Below are 14,528 nucleotides of genomic sequence, written 5' to 3'. Positions count from 1 at the left end.
ATGCTTCAAGATATCGGTATCCCATCATCGCGTAATCGTCGCACGCAACGCGCGTCTTGCCGTGCAGTAGCTGAATAGGGGCTTAGCGGCCCAGATTAGTGAAGGCCAGCGTCAGCAGGAAACTGTTGCCCCTGCGCGCATCCCCGGTGTTGTTGTAATAGCGTCGCCACGTTGCACCGAGCCGCAGGCAATCGTCCTCATATTGGACACCCAGCCGGTGGCGGATCGGATCGAAGCCGCTCGACTGCGACAAGGGGTCCTCCGCGCGGTTCGTGAGATCGACGACAGCCGAACCGAACGCCGACCAGAATTTGGCGAACTGGACACGCCCTGCGACGCGCGCCTCTTCGCGATCCTGGAGATCCTCGATGGCCGGCGTGATGTCCCGGTTGAGCCGGAGATACCCGACGAGAATGTAGGTTGCGCGCGAGCCGAGCGTGGCGTCGATCTCGTTACGGCGGACCGCGAAGCCGTCCTTGTCGAGGCGGAACCTGTGAGTCACCGAGACGAAGTCGCGGAAGCGGACCTCCGTGCGACCGACAACATCCGAGAACCGGTCGCTGAGGCCCGTGCCGTCGGGGAGGATGGTCGGTCGCGTGTCGAGGCGATAGCTCTGGCCGATGTTCGTCTCGATCGCGATCCCCGGCAGGTCGATCGCCCAGTCGGCGCCATAGGTGACACGGGTCGAATCCTCGAACCGGTCATATCCGGCGAACCGGTTGAGCGAAAACAGGTTGGATGTGTCCAGATCGAGCGCGCGACTGTCTTCATTGGGGACCGAGAGATTGGCCAGCTTCGGCGCGGCGACGACCTGTACGCGCGGCGTGAGACGCTGCGTGCCGCCCAGGAAGGACCCGATGAACGGCCATTTCACGTCGACGGCGACCGCGCCGATCGCGCGGCCGGTAAAGCCTTCGTTCCCGCGATAGCTCGCGACCGACGTCAGCAGCGTATCGTCGGTATTGTAGGCATCGCCGCGTGCGAAGGCGGTGAAGGTGACTTCCTGCCCCCACCGCGTCAGACGACGGAGGTCCCACTGGAGGCTGGCGAACGCGCGCTGCGTGTCCTGCCCATCCGTTCGCGTCAGCGCGAGCGTGTTGAGCTGCAGCTGGAACCGGCCTCCGAGCACGCCGTCGTCGAACCGCTTGCGATAGTCGATTTCCGGCAGCGCGATCGGTTGCTGGCCTTGCGGATCGTTGACCCGCAGCGTCTGCGCTGCCCAGGCGGTCAGCGACAGGTAGCTCGAATCGTCGACCCGCTGAATGCTGGCGGTCGAACGGAGCCGATCATCGCGGGAAATGTCGTAGCGTCGCAGGAACGTGCGATCGGTCGTCACACGCAGCGACGCGCTGGCACTCCATTGCGGCGAGAACTGGTACCGCGCGATGCCGTCGAGATAGCCGCGAAAAGCCATCTCCGTGTCGGCGGGGTTGCTGTTCAGCAAATCGTCGCTGCGCCGGCTGGCCGTGGCATAGGCGTTGACCCTGAACGCCCCCTTCGTCCCCAGCTGCGAATAATCGGCCTGCACCATCGGCAGGACGCTCGAATAGACGCGAGGCGTGATCACGAGGCCCTTGTTTGGCCCCAGCTTGAAATAATAGGGAACGCCGAGCTCGAGCCCGTTGACCCGGCTGTAGCTCGCGGTCGGCGATAAAAGACCGCTGTCGCTGCCGCCGCCCACGGGCGTGGAGAATTTGGGCAGCGGGAGCGAGGGAAGCCCGAAGAGGTGGAGTCGTCCGCCGTCGAAATAGATACGCTCTCGCTGCGGACGATAGGTCACGCGTACCGCCGTGATCTTCCACGTCGGGTCCTTCGGGCATCCTTCCGAATTGGTGACTGAGCACGGCGTATAGGCGGCGCTGCGAAGGTTGAGCGTTCCGTCCGCTTCGCGCGTGCCCTGCGCTGCCGCCATCCGGCCGCCCTGCTCGAGCACCACGAGCATATTGTCGACGACGCCGTCCTTGAGCAGATCGGTGAGCTCGATCTGGTCGCCATAGGCGATGTCGCCCTGCGGGTTGGTCACCGCGATATCGCCGGTCGCGAGCACTTTGCCCGTCTTGCGGTTCCAGACGACCGTGTCCGCGCGCAGGCGGCTTCCTCGCGAAACATGCGAACCGCGCCCTTGGCGGTCACGACATCGGTGTTCGTGTCATATTCGAGCGTCTCCGAGCTGAACTGGACCTGGTCCGCGTCCGGCGCCGTCGGCGCGCCCGCCGCCGGTGCTTCGGGCGGAGGGGGCGTGACCGGGCGGTCCTGCAGATCCTGCGCATGGGTGGGCGACGCCGCCAGCAATGCGAGCGTCAGGGCGCAACCCGCCAAAAGGTCGATACGCAGCACGATGAACATCAGCCCCTTTTGGCATTCGGGCCACCGTTCGTGCCCGTCGAAGGCCGCCTATCGCACCACCGGGCCTTTGCTGCAATCGTCGTGCTTTGCCAGACCCGCGTCATGAGCCTAGGAGGCTGTCATCGCCTATTTATCCCGTGGTTCGAGGTCCCCTGATGCAGATCCATTTCGCTCCCGCCGCTGCCGCTGATGCCGCCATTCTCGCACTTCCCGTCGGCAAGGACGGCGTGCCCCATATCGTCTGGGGTGCGATCAGCGAGCATGCGCAGGCTGTCGCGGACCAGGCCACCACCGCGGCGCGCTTCTCGGGCGACGCGGGTTCGATCGTCGAACTCTTCGTCCCTGTCGACGATGTCGTTCGGCAGGTCTTGCTGGTCGGGACGGGTGCGGGAAGCGAGAACGACTGGGAGAAGGCCGGCGGCGCCGTCGTCGCGCGCCTGCTGACGTCGGGCGCGACGGCGGTCACCGTGATGATGCAGGCTCTGCCATCGGCGCCATCGGCCGATCTCGTCGCGCGGTTTGCCGCGGCTGCCGAACAGCGCGCGTGGCGCTATGATACCTATCGTACCAAGCTTGCCGAGACGGCGAAGCCGACGCTGACGACGCTGACGATCGTCGGGTCTGGTGACGGAGGCGAAGCCGCATGGGCGCGCCACGACGCCGTCACCGACGGGCTCGATCTGACCCGCTGGCTCGTCACCTCGCCCCCGAACATCCTGTACCCGGAGAGCTTCGTCGCGAAGGTCACGAAGGAGGTCGAAGGTCTGGGCGTCGAGATCACCGTGCTCGACGAAGCGCAGATGGCGGATCTTGGCATGGGGGCCTTGCTGGGCGTGAGCCAGGGCTCGCGTCGGGAAGCCCGTATCCTCGCGCTGAAGTGGAATGGTGCCGGCGCGGATGCGCCGACGCTGGCATTCGTCGGCAAGGGCGTGACGTTCGACTCGGGCGGCATCTCGATCAAGCCCGGCGCGGGCATGGAAGACATGAAGTGGGATATGGGCGGTGCCGGTGCGGTCGCCGGCGCGATGAAGGCGCTCGCCGCGCGCAAGGCCAAGGTGAACGTCGTCGGCGTCATGGGGCTGGTCGAGAACATGCCCGACGGCGCGGCCTTGCGGCCCAGCGACGTCATAACCTCGATGTCGGGTCAGACGATCGAAGTGCTCAACACCGATGCCGAAGGCCGGCTCGTGCTGTGCGATTGCGTCACGTGGGTACAGAAGACGTTCAAGCCGACGATGATCGTCGACCTCGCGACGCTGACGGGTGCGATGATCGTCGCGCTCGGGACGGAGAATGGCGGCATCTTCGCCAATGACGATGCGCTCGCGGACAAGCTCCTCGCGGCGGGCAAGGCGACCGGCGAGACATTGTGGCGTTTTCCGCTGTCGCCGGCCTATGACAAGCTGATCGATTCGCCGATCGCTGACATGAAGAATGTCGGTCCCCGCGGCGCAGGGTCGATCACCGCGGCACAGTTCATCCAGCGTTTCGTCGACGAGGGCGTCAAGTGGGCGCATCTCGACATCGCCGGCATGGTCTGGTCCGACAAGCCGGGGACGAACCACGACAAGGGCGCGACGGGCTATGGCGTGCGGCTGCTCGACCGGTTCGTCGCGGACAATTTCGAGGGCTGAGGCTAAAGCGCATGTGCCCATCGTCATCCTGAACAGGTCGGGATGACGGAAGGGTCGGGCAGGGGGAAGCAACGTGCAGGTCGACTTTTACCACCTCAGCATCCCCCTCGACCGCGTCCTTCCCCGGATCGCGGAGCGCGTCGTCGCTACCGGGGGAAGGCTGGTCGTCGTCGCGGAGTCGGAGGCGCAGCGCCTCGCGCTCGACCGGCTGCTGTGGTCCTACGCGCCCGAGAGCTTCCTGCCGCATGCGCAACAGGGCGGCGGTAACGACGCGGCACAGCCCATATTGATCGCGCCCGACGTGACCGCCGCAAACGCCGCCGGCAACGTCGCGATCGTCGATGGCAAATGGCGTGATACCGCACTCGACTTCGACCGCGCGTTTCACATCTTCGACGAAGACGCGATCCGTGAGGCACGGCTGGCGTGGAAAGCGCTTGCGGGCCGCGATGGCGTCGAACGACGCTATTGGAAACAGAATGATTCGGGGCGTTGGGAGCAGGCCGCCTGATCGGATCGGCCGGGGATGCGCGCGGCATAGACGTTGCTTTAGGGCCGCTCTGCGACTAAGCGCCGCGCATCCCATTTCCGTCAACACAGGAGCCCGTGACCAGCATGGCCGCGAACCGTACCTTTTCGATCATCAAGCCCGATGCAACCCGCCGCAATCTGACGGGCGCCGTCACGAAGATGCTTGAGGAAGCCGGCCTCCGCGTCGTCGCTTCGAAGCGCATCCAGATGACGCGCGAGCAGGCCGAAGGCTTCTACGCCGTGCACAAGGAGCGCCCGTTCTTTGGTGAGCTCGTCGACTTCATGATTTCCGGCCCGGTCGTGGTTCAGGTTCTCGAGGGTGAGAACGCGATGCAGCGGAACCGCGACATCATGGGTGCGACCAATCCTGCGAACGCCGATGCCGGCACGATCCGCAAGGAGCTCGCCGAATCAATCGAGGCAAACTCGGTTCACGGTTCGGACTCGGACGAGAACGCCGAGATCGAGATCGCCTATTTCTTCAAGCCAGAAGAAATCGTCGGCTGATGACCTGGCGGCTGCGACGCGCGACACTGGGTGATTCACCCGCCTTGTCGCTCGTCGCATCCGCCGCATTTCTCGACGCCTATGCAAGCGTGCTGAACGGGGCCGACATCATCGGTCACTGCGCGCGCAACAACAGCCACGCCGTTTTCGAAACCTGGCTATCGGATCCGCAGACGGTTGTGACCCTGGCCGAGTATGAACCAGGCCACGCCCCGATCGGCTACACGGTGCTCACCAGCCCGGACTTTCCGATCGACACGGACGCAGCGGATATCGAGCTGCGCCGGATATACACGCTCAAACAGTTTCACGGCGGCGGGGTCGGACAAGGCCTTTTGCGACAGGCGTGCGACGACGCGAGGGCACGTGGCCACACGCGGATGTTGCTGGGTGTGTGGGCGAAGAACGTGCGCGCCAGGCGCTTTTACGAGCGTGCCGGCTTCGAGGTCGTCGGGTCACGGTCCTTTGCGGTAGGCGATACGCTCTACGAAGACCCCGTATACGCGCTCCGGCTCTGAACGGCGCGATTGCATCCTGCCATCGCTGGCCAATCTGACCACTATGTTTTCGGTTTTTCCCGCGCCCAGATCGCATCCAGCTTCGTCTGGTCGCCGCCCCGTTGCCGCGAACGCAAGCCTTGCAGCTTGAGTGAACGGCCCGCCAGGAACCCGCCGGCCTTCGTCTGCCAGATGATGTCATGGATGCCACGCGCGGTGCGTACGGCATCACCATCGGTGTACGAGACCGTGATCAACACCGGCAAGCGCCCCGCTTGCTCGTCCGCGCCACCGTCGGTCGCCTTGAGCAAGGGCTTTTCGAACCAGCTGCGCTGGATCTGGTCGGTGAGTGCCTCCTTGCGCGCGACCTGAAGCGCGGATGGAAAGGCGACGGTCGCATTCTGGATCTCGTGTTTGTCGTCGCGCAACAACAGCAGCGAGTCGCCATTTTCCGCTGCTACCGCACGGATTTCGAACCGCCGCGCGGCCTGTCGTTCGCTCGCGATGGCGTTCGCCCTTTCGGCCTTCTCCGCCGAACGATCCGACCAGTTGCTCCAGAGCGTCAACGCTGCGATCAGAACGCCGGCGATCGCAAGCAGCTCGGCCAATGTGATCCAGCGCCGCCGGACCGCTGACGCTTCGGCGCGTTCGGTGGGCGTGGGGCCGCTCATCGTGTCACGAACGCGGCCAGCGTCTTTGGATACAGCGCAAGCTCGGCCGCCAGTACCCGGTTCGCGAGGCTATCGGCGTCGTCACCGGGACGGATAGGGACCTCGGCCTGGCCCAACACCGCGCCCCCGTCGAGTTCCTCTGTGACCAGATGAACGGAGCACCCGCCAACCGTGTCCTTGGCCGCGATCGCCCGTGCGTGCGTATCGAGACCCTTGTACTTCGGCAGGAGCGAGGGATGGATGTTGACGATCCGGTCCCGCCATGCGGCGACGAACGTGTCGGACAGCAGCCGCATATATCCTGCGAGCGCGACCACCTCGACGCCAGCGTCGCGCAGGGCCGAGTCGATCGCCGCTTCATAGGCCGGCTTGCCCAGCCCGCGGGGAGACAGCGCAAACGTCGGCAAATCGTGTGACCGCGCCCAGTCGAGCCCCGCCGCGTCGGGCTTGTCCGATGCCACCATCACGACCTCGTAGGGACAATCCGGCTCGAGCGCGGCGGTCGCCAGCGCCATCATGTTCGAGCCGCGCCCCGAGATCAGGACGCCAACGCGCGTCCTGTCAGCCATGCGTCGCCGTCCAGTCGGCGCGCGCGCTCCACGTACCCGCCGATCCCCGGACGGTACAGCCGTGCGTTCCCGACTCGATCCGCCCGATCGTGTGGACCGTTTCGTCCGACGCGGTGAGCGCGGCGGTAACGGCCTCGGCCTCGTCGCTGCTCACGATGACGACCATGCCGATCCCGCAGTTGAAGGTCCGCGCCATCTCCTCGGGTTCGATCGCGCCCTGCGCCTGGAGGAACGCCATCAACCGTGACTGTTCCCAGGCGTCGGCATCGACCACCGCGTGAACGCCGCCCGGCAGGACACGCGGGATATTCTCGAGAAGCCCACCGCCCGTAATGTGCGCGAGGCCCTTGATGCGACGGTCCCGCAGCAACGGCAGCAGGCTTGCCACATAGATGCGGGTCGGCGCCATCAGGTGATCGATCAGCAGCCGGTCCTGATCGAACAGCGCAGGCCGATCGAGCTTCCAGCCGCGATCGGCTGCAAGGCGGCGAACGAGCGAGAACCCGTTCGAATGGACCCCGGACGAAGCCAGGCCGAGCATGACGTCGCCCGGCGCGATCTCGCGGCCGGTGAGGACATTGCTGCGCTCGACTGCGCCGACGCAGAAGCCGGCGAGATCGTAATCGCCATCGGCGTACATGCCCGGCATCTCCGCCGTCTCGCCACCGATCAGCGCACAGCCCGCCATCTTGCAGCCCTCGGCGATCGAGGCGACGACGCGTTCCGCCACGGCCGCATCGAGCGCGCCGCTGGCGTAGTAATCCAGGAAGAACAGCGGTTCGGCGCCCTGGACGATGAGGTCGTTGACGCACATCGCGACAAGATCGATCCCGACGCCTTCATGCCGGTTCCAGTCAATCGCAAGCTTGAGCTTGGTACCCACGCCGTCGTTCGCAGCCACCAGCAAGGGATCGGTGAACCCTGCCGCCTTCAGATCGAACATACCGCCGAACCCGCCAAGGTCGGCGTCGGCGCCGGGCCGCCGCGTCGCGCGGGCCAGGGGAGCGATCGCCCGCACCAGGGCATTGCCCGCAGCGATCGAAACACCGGCTTGGGCATAGGTGTACGAACCGGTCTGGGGCTGGTTCGGGGCGGCGGTTGGCTCTGGCGTGTCGGTCATGTTCGATGCGCCTAGCCATATCGCGCTTGGATTTCCACGCCTGCTTCGCCAAAAGGCCGATGTGATGCGTATCCGTGCCCTGCCCACCGCCCTCGCCGGCGCCGCCTTGTTGCTTGGCGGCGGCGCCGTGCTCGCCCAGATCGAGGGTGGCGGCCGGGGCGCGCCGCCAGTCGACAGCGGTAGCGCCTACGAGGTCAGCGGAGTCGTCGTCGACGTGTCTGGCAAATCCGCCGACGCCGCGCGCTATGGCGGTTGGCGCCTCGCGCAACGCAAGGCTTGGGTCCAGTTGTCCGACCGGCTTGGCGGGGGCGGGGGCTGGTGTCCGACGGTACGCTCGATTCGCTGGTATCGGGGATCGTCGTCGAAAACGAGCAGATCGGTCCGCAGCGTTATGTCGCCAAGCTCGGTGTCTTGTTCGATCGCACGCGCGCGGGGTCGATCCTCGGGATCTCGGCCTATGCGGATCGCTCGCCACCGATGCTCGTCCTACCGCTCCAATGGTCGGGCGGGGTCGCGCAAGGCTTCGAGCAGCGGACCGAATGGCAACAGGCCTGGGCGCGCTATCGCACCGGTAACAGCAGCATCGACTATGTCCGGCCTTCGGGCACTGGTCCGGATGCGCTGTTGCTCAATCTGGGCCAGTCGCAACGTCCCGGACGCGGCTGGTGGCGGACAATTCTCGATCAATATGGCGCAAATGACGTCCTGATCCCGGTCGTCAGGCTGTACCGCCAATGGCCAGGTGGACCCGTCATTGGCGCGTTCGAGGCGCGTCACGGTCCCGACAATCAGATGATTGGCCGCTTCACCCTGCGCGTCGGCAGCCCGGATGGCTTGCCGCAATTGCTCGACGCCGGGGTAAAGCGACTCGACGATCTGTATCAGCAGGCACGGCGCAACGGGACGCTGCGTCCTGACGCGACGCTGTCGCCGCCGCCGCCGCCCGAGGTGGCGCTCGATGAAGCAGTGGGCATCGACAGCGTCGCCGAGGCCAATCTCAGCCAGCTGGCGACGGGCGCCGGGCTGCCCGTGACGATCCAGTTCGATACGCCTTCGGCCGCCGCCATCACCGCGACCGAGAGCGCGATGCGGGCAGTGCCCGGCGTTCGGTCGGCGGCGACGACCAGCCTGGCGCTTGGCGGCGTCTCGTTGATGCGCGTGACCTTCGACGGAGATCCCGCAGCGCTGAAGGCCGCGCTCGAGGCGCGCGGATATCAGGTGTTCGGCTCGGGACAGACGATCCGCATACGCCGGGTGACCCAACTTCTCCCGCCGGACCTTCCGGCGGACAATGCGACGACAGGGTGAGCATAGCCGGAATGACCCAGATTGCGCTGCCATTGGGATGGCCGGCGGACCCCCGTGACGACGCCTTCCTCGTAACGCCTTCGAACGCCCGTGCCGTCCAGACGCTCGAACACACCGCGACGTGGCCCGTGATGACCGCGATCCTGACGGGGCCGCGCAAGTCGGGCCGCAGTCTGCTGGCACGCATCTTTGCCGCAAAGACCGGCGGCGCGATCATCGACGACGCCGAACGGCTGCCCGAGGCGCAGCTTTTTCACGCGTGGAATCGCGCGCAGGAAGAGCACCGGCCCCTGCTGATCGTCGCCGATGCCGCGCCGCCCGAGTGGAAGGTCAAGCTGCCCGACCTGCGTTCGCGTCTTTCGGCCAGCCCGATCGCTGCGATCGGCGCGCCGGACGACGAATTGATGCGGCTGCTGCTTGCCCATCTGTTCGAGCGACGCAGCCTCGATGCCCGTCCCGATCTGGTCGACTGGCTCGCCACGCGAATTGAGCGTAGTCATATTGCCGTAACGCGAACCGTAGATGCGCTGGACCAGGAGGCCATGGAACGTCGTCGGCGTTTGTCCATTCCCCTTGCAAGAACCACTCTAACCGAGGCGGGTCTGATCGTCCGGCCACAATTGGCGTTGGATCTCCCGATCTTCACGCCGCCCTGACCCTCAGCACTCGAGCCAAAGAGGACCGATGAACCGTCCAGCGCATATCGTCCGCCAATCGGAAGACGACGACGATCCCATCGGCGCAGAGCCGAACGACCGCTATTTCAATCGCGAGCTGTCATGGCTCGCGTTCAACCGGCGTGTTCTGGAAGAGGCGTGCAACCCCGCGCATCCGCTGCTCGAGCGGCTTCGCTTCCTGTCGATCTCGGGATCCAATCTCGACGAGTTCTTCATGGTTCGCGTCGCCGGACTGAAGGGGCAGCAGACGCAGGACGTCGATCGGCGGTCCGCCGATGGCCTGACGGCTGGCCAGCAACTCAGCGGGATCGTCCGTGAGGCCGATGCGCTGATGGAAAGCCAGCAGGCGGTCTGGGGCGACCTTCGGGTCCTGCTCGACGATGCCGGTCTGTTCGTCCTTCGCCGCGAGGCGGTCGAGGGTGAAGCCGATGACTGGCTCGAAACGCATTTTCGCGAACAGATCTTCCCGATCCTGACCCCGCAGGCGCTCGATCCCGCGCACCCGTTTCCCTTCATCCCGAACCGTGGCCTTTCGGTCATCTTCGATCTGGTCCGGCGTTCGGACAACGAACCGGTTCGCGAGCTGGTGATGCTTCCGCACACGATGACGCGGTTCGTGCGACTCCCGGGCGAGCCGGCGCGGTACGTCGCGATCGAGACGCTGCTGAAGCGGTTCGCGCCCGTGCTGTTTCCGGGGTACGACGTGCTCGCGGCGGCAAGCTTTCGCGTGCTGCGCGACAGCGATATCGAGATCGAGGAAGAGGCCGAGGATCTGGTCCGCTACTTTGCCAACGCGATCAAGCGGCGCAGGCGCGGCCGCGTGATCCGGCTCGAGCTCGAAACGGGGATCCCCGACGTGCTTGCCGCGGTGCTCAAGGACGAGCTTGGCGGCGCCGATGCGATCATCACCGAAAGCGGCAATCTTCTCGGTATCGTCGACCTCGATGGACTCGTCGACGAGGACCGCCCGGATCTCAAATTCCCCCGTTCACGCCCCGCTTTCCCGAGCGGATCCGCGAGTTCGGCGGCGATTGCTTCGCGGCGATCAAGTCGAAGGACATCGTCGTCCATCACCCGTACGAGACGTTCGAGGTGGTGCTCGCTTTCCTCAAGCAGGCTGCCAACGACCCCGACGTCGTCGCGATCAAGCAGACGCTCTACCGCGCGGGAAAGCAGCCCGCGGTTATCAACGCGCTGATCACGGCGGCCGAGGCCGGGAAGTCGGTGACCGCGGTCGTGGAGCTTAAGGCCCGGTTCGATGAGGAACAGAACATGGTCTGGGCGTCGGCGCTCGAGCGCGCGGGGGTTCAGGTGGTGTATGGCTTCATCGACTGGAAGACGCATGCCAAGGTCTCGCTGGTCGTCCGCCGCGAGGGACAGGCATTTCGCACCTATTGCCACTTCGGCACGGGGAATTATCACCCCGTCACCGCCAAGATCTACACCGATCTGAGCTTCTTCACCGCCGATGCCGCGGTGGGTCGCGATGCCGCGCAGATGTTCAATTACATCACGGGCTATGTCGAACCGATCGACATGCAGCGTGTCAGCCTGTCGCCGCGCGACCTGCGGCAGAATCTCGTGAACCTGATCGACGTCGAGATCGCCAACGCGCGCGCGGGCAGGGCCGCCGGGGTCTGGGCCAAGATGAACTCGCTCGTCGACCCCGCCGTCATCGAAAAGCTGTACGAGGCAAGCGGGGCGGGCGTGGAAATCGACCTGATCATCCGAGGTATCTGCTGCCTGCGTCCGGGCGTGCCTGGCCTGTCCGAGACGATCCGCGTCAAGTCCGTCATCGGCCGCTTCCTCGAGCACAGCCGGATCTGGGCGTTCGGCAACGGCAAGGCGCTTCCGAACGACGGCGCCAAGCTGTTCATATCCTCGGCGGACTGGATGCCACGCAACTTCGACCGTCGCGTCGAGTACATGTTGCCCATTCTGAACCCCACGGTACATGACCAGATTCTCGATCAGGTGATGGTCGCCAACCTGATCGACAACGAACAGAGCTGGGAGCTCGGGCCGGATGGCGACTATACGCGCGTCGATCCGGGTGACCGGCCATTTAACCTGCATCGGTATTTCATGACGAACCCATCGCTCTCGGGTCGCGGCGCCTCGCTCGCGACCAGCAATGCCGTGCCCACCTTGTCGCTGCGACGAAAACGATGAGCGTCACCAACATTCTCTTCGGCACAGGTAAGCCCCGGGTCGAGACCGACGATCACCCGCGGACCGGGATCATCGATATCGGGTCGAACTCGATCCGGCTCGTCGTCTACCAAGGTCCGGCGCGGCTTCCCGCGATCCGGTTCAACGAGAAGGTGCTGGCGGGCCTCGGGCGTGGACTCGCGGCGACGGGCGCGATTGAAAAGTCGGCGTTGAAGACTGCCCGGATCGCGCTGGCGCGGTTTGCCGCGATCGCGCGCGAAATGGAATGCACCGTCGTGCGCACCGTGGCGACGGCGGCGGTGCGTGATGCCCGGAACGGTTCGGACCTCATCGCCGCAGCCGAGCATCTTGGCCTTACGGTCGAAACGCTGTCCGGCGAACAGGAGGCCAGCGCAGCCGGTTACGGGGTGCTTTCGGCGATCCCCGAGGCAGATGGGATCGTCGGCGATCTCGGCGGCGGCAGCCTCGAACTCGTCCGGATCCGCAGCGGCAAGATCGAGGACCGCGTCTCCTTTCCGCTCGGCGTTCTGCGTATCGGGGATATGCGCGCAAAGCGGGGCAAGGTGCTCGAACGCCATGTTGCGCGACTCGTGCGGGAAGCAGGCTGGGATCAGCGGGGGCAGGGGCTTCCGCTGTTCCTCGTCGGTGGCTCCTGGCGGGCACTCGCCCGGCTCGACATGGAGCTGTCGGATTATCCGCTGCCGATCATCCATCAATATTCGATGACGGCCGCCACGATCACGCGACTGAGCCGGACGATTCCGCAACTCTCCAAGCCGCGGCTGAAGGCGATACCCGGCCTGTCCAGCGGGCGCACCGCGACGCTTGCCGATGCCGCCGCGCTGCTTGGTGTGCTCATGCGCCAGCTGGGCAGCCGGACGACGGTGGTGTCGTCATACGGCCTGCGCGAGGGTCTGCTCTATGAGCAGCTCAACACGGTAACGCGCGCGCTCGACCCGCTGATCGTCGCGGCGCGTGAAGAGGGGCGTCTGCTCGGCCGCTTCCCCGAGCACGGCGATCTGCTCGACCGATGGATCGCGCCATTGTTCGTGAACGAGCCACCGGCGACGGCAAGATTGCGTCACGCCGCCTGCCTGCTCGCCGATGTCGGCTGGCGCGCCAATCCCGAGTTTCGCGCGGAGCGTGGCGTCGAAATCGCCCTTCACGGCAACTGGGTCGCGATCGACGCGCCAGGACGCGGGATGCTCGCGCAGGCGCTCTCTGCCAGCCTCGGCGGCGACCTCACCGCAGCCGATCCCATCGGTCGACTGGCGAGTCCCGCTGCGATCAAGAGCGCAACGGCGTGGGGGCTTGCGATGCGTCTGGGGCAGCGGATGAGCGGCGGCCTGGCCGGACCTCTCAAACGATCGAGACTGACCGATGACGGTACCGCTCTGACGCTGACGCTGCTTGCCGACGATCGCGGCCTCTATGGCGAGGCGGTCGAGCGACGGCATGCCGCACTTGCCGCGGCACTGGGGCGAAAGCCGTCGCTCGCGATTGCCTGAGCCGGGCTTAGCGCTGGCCCGACAGATACCGTGCGAGCGGGTCGATCATGTCTTCGGGGATCCGCCGCGCGATGACGGGCATCGTCGACTGCGACTTGCGCGCATCGACCACCGTCTCGTCGCCGCGCCAGTTACGCAGGCGTTGCGCGATATAGCTGGCGCGCTGACCCGCGAGCACCGGATAGGGCTTGCCGGGCGCGTGGCAGCTTGCGCAGGCCGGGAGCTGGACCTTTGGCAGGCCTTCGCGGTCGATCCGTGCGGCTTTGACGTTGCCGTTGGGCGTTGTCGCGCCGATACCAGGCATTGCCGCGAAGTGATCCGCAAGCCGCGTCATCTCGGCCGGCGTCAGCGTCGCGGCGGCGTTCGCCATCACCGCGCTCTGTCGCTTGCCGGTCGCATAGGCCTCGAGCGTCGCGCGCAGATAGGCGGGGCTCTGGCCACCGAGCACGGGCATGTCGGGCTGTCCGCGACCACGACCGTCCGCGCCGTGACAGCCGGCACAGGCGGCGATGCGCGCCGCGTCGGGACCGGCGGTACCGCTGCCGGGAACTTCGGTCAGGGCGCGATAGGTCGCAGGCGACATCTCGGGCAAGAGGCGGACAAAGGCGACCATGCGGCGGACCTCGTCGTCGCGGTCCTTCGCCGCCCAGCCGGGCATCCCGGTATATTTGACGCCGTGCTTGAGGATCCAGAAGATCTGCTTGTCGGTCCATTCGCGCGCGTTGACCGCGAGGTCGGGGGCGGGGGCGTCGCCGCCTGCATCACCGGGAGTGGGCGCACGCCGGGCGCGCCGTGGCACGAGGCGCAGCTTGCCCGGAACAGGCCCGCGGCGCTCACGAGGCCCTCGCGCGCCTTGGGATCGTCGGGCGCGGTGAACGCGGCGTGCGTGCGCACCGAGTTGCGCATCGTCCAGTGGAGGAACCAGTCGGTGATCTTCCAATGCCCCGACGACGCGGCAATGTTGAACACGCCCGACCAGGCGAACAAC

The 14,528-nt window shown here is 66.0% G+C and carries 10 protein-coding genes and 3 pseudogenes; 8 read left to right on the top strand and 5 right to left on the bottom strand.

The features are described 5' to 3' along the window. Positions 1 to 82: 82 nt before the first annotated feature. Positions 83 to 2,346: pseudogene (locus tag QP165_RS02300) on the bottom strand (LPS-assembly protein LptD). Between the two features lie 155 nt (positions 2,347 to 2,501). On the opposite strand from QP165_RS02300, the gene QP165_RS02295 reads away from it, so the two are divergent. The 4 genes from QP165_RS02295 (at position 2,502) to QP165_RS02280 (ending at position 5,536) form a co-directional block, all read left to right on the top strand. After that, a complete protein-coding gene (locus QP165_RS02295) occupies positions 2,502 to 3,980 on the top strand; it encodes a leucyl aminopeptidase (protein ID WP_056023308.1) in 1,479 nt (492 codons plus the stop codon). Between the two features lie 73 nt (positions 3,981 to 4,053). Further along, entirely contained in the window at positions 4,054 to 4,491 is a 438-nt protein-coding gene (locus tag QP165_RS02290) for a DNA polymerase III subunit chi (RefSeq protein WP_333993548.1), read from the top strand. Between the two features lie 104 nt (positions 4,492 to 4,595). Beyond that, on the top strand, positions 4,596 to 5,018 hold the full coding sequence (ndk, locus tag QP165_RS02285) for a nucleoside-diphosphate kinase (RefSeq protein ID WP_056023302.1): 423 nt from the start codon (positions 4,596 to 4,598) through the stop codon (positions 5,016 to 5,018). A gap of 44 nt (positions 5,019 to 5,062) precedes the next feature. Continuing rightward, positions 5,063 to 5,536: a GNAT family N-acetyltransferase gene (locus tag QP165_RS02280; protein ID WP_333993545.1), complete on the top strand. Its 474-nt coding sequence runs from the start codon at positions 5,063 to 5,065 to the stop codon at positions 5,534 to 5,536. A 41-nt stretch (positions 5,537 to 5,577) separates the two neighbouring features. Here the strand turns inward: QP165_RS02280 and QP165_RS02275 are convergent, their stop codons facing one another. Genes QP165_RS02275 through purM form a run of 3 tightly spaced genes read right to left on the bottom strand, consistent with a single transcriptional unit; the run spans position 5,578 to position 7,875 of the window. Continuing rightward, positions 5,578 to 6,186: a hypothetical protein gene (locus QP165_RS02275; protein ID WP_333993544.1), complete on the bottom strand. Its 609-nt coding sequence runs from the start codon at positions 6,184 to 6,186 to the stop codon at positions 5,578 to 5,580. Next, a complete protein-coding gene (gene purN / locus QP165_RS02270; RefSeq protein WP_333993542.1) occupies positions 6,183 to 6,755 on the bottom strand; it encodes a phosphoribosylglycinamide formyltransferase in 573 nt (190 codons plus the stop codon). Before purN ends, QP165_RS02275 begins: the two co-directional genes overlap by 4 nt. Then, positions 6,748 to 7,875 carry a phosphoribosylformylglycinamidine cyclo-ligase gene (purM, locus tag QP165_RS02265; RefSeq protein WP_333993540.1) on the bottom strand — a complete coding sequence of 376 codons (1,128 nt, stop codon included), beginning with the start codon at positions 7,873 to 7,875 and terminating at the stop codon, positions 6,748 to 6,750. The genes purN and purM overlap by 8 nt, the downstream gene beginning before the upstream one ends. Positions 7,876 to 7,939: 64 nt before the next feature. Here purM and QP165_RS02260 point away from each other — a divergent pair. From QP165_RS02260 to QP165_RS02245, 4 genes and pseudogenes are all read left to right on the top strand, one after another. Further along, positions 7,940 to 9,183, top strand: a pseudogene (locus tag QP165_RS02260) (heavy-metal-associated domain-containing protein). 11 nt (positions 9,184 to 9,194) lie between these two features. Beyond that, positions 9,195 to 9,839: an HdaA/DnaA family protein gene (locus QP165_RS02255; RefSeq protein WP_333993538.1), complete on the top strand. Its 645-nt coding sequence runs from the start codon at positions 9,195 to 9,197 to the stop codon at positions 9,837 to 9,839. A gap of 28 nt (positions 9,840 to 9,867) precedes the next feature. Next, a pseudogene (locus QP165_RS02250) lies at positions 9,868 to 12,032 on the top strand (RNA degradosome polyphosphate kinase). Beyond that, positions 12,029 to 13,540, top strand: a complete 1,512-nt coding sequence (locus tag QP165_RS02245; RefSeq protein ID WP_333993536.1) for a Ppx/GppA family phosphatase — start codon at positions 12,029 to 12,031, stop codon at positions 13,538 to 13,540. Before QP165_RS02250 ends, QP165_RS02245 begins: the two are co-directional and overlap by 4 nt. Before the next feature lie 7 nt (positions 13,541 to 13,547). Here QP165_RS02245 and QP165_RS02240 read toward each other — a convergent pair whose 3' ends face one another. Next, the gene (locus tag QP165_RS02240) at positions 13,548 to 14,339 is read right to left on the bottom strand and encodes a c-type cytochrome (RefSeq protein WP_333993534.1); all 792 of its coding nucleotides are present in this window, start codon (positions 14,337 to 14,339) and stop codon (positions 13,548 to 13,550) included. Positions 14,340 to 14,528: the final 189 nt, after the last annotated feature.

This window comes from Sphingomonas sp. 22R3R2A-7, from assembly GCF_036856055.1.
GTDB lineage: Bacteria > Pseudomonadota > Alphaproteobacteria > Sphingomonadales > Sphingomonadaceae > Sphingomonas.
This window is presented reverse-complemented; position numbering and strand designations above follow the sequence as displayed.

Coding starts and splice junctions, on each gene's coding strand:
- QP165_RS02295 (WP_056023308.1), top strand. CDS start 2,502: ATGCAGATCCATTTCGCTCCCGCCGCTGCCGCTGATGCCGCCATTCTC.
- ndk (WP_056023302.1), top strand. CDS start 4,596: ATGGCCGCGAACCGTACCTTTTCGATCATCAAGCCCGATGCAACCCGC.
- QP165_RS02275 (WP_333993544.1), bottom strand. CDS start 6,186: ATGAGCGGCCCCACGCCCACCGAACGCGCCGAAGCGTCAGCGGTCCGG.
- purN (WP_333993542.1), bottom strand. CDS start 6,755: ATGGCTGACAGGACGCGCGTTGGCGTCCTGATCTCGGGGCGCGGCTCG.
- purM (WP_333993540.1), bottom strand. CDS start 7,875: ATGACCGACACGCCAGAGCCAACCGCCGCCCCGAACCAGCCCCAGACC.
- QP165_RS02255 (WP_333993538.1), top strand. CDS start 9,195: ATGACCCAGATTGCGCTGCCATTGGGATGGCCGGCGGACCCCCGTGAC.
- QP165_RS02245 (WP_333993536.1), top strand. CDS start 12,029: ATGAGCGTCACCAACATTCTCTTCGGCACAGGTAAGCCCCGGGTCGAG.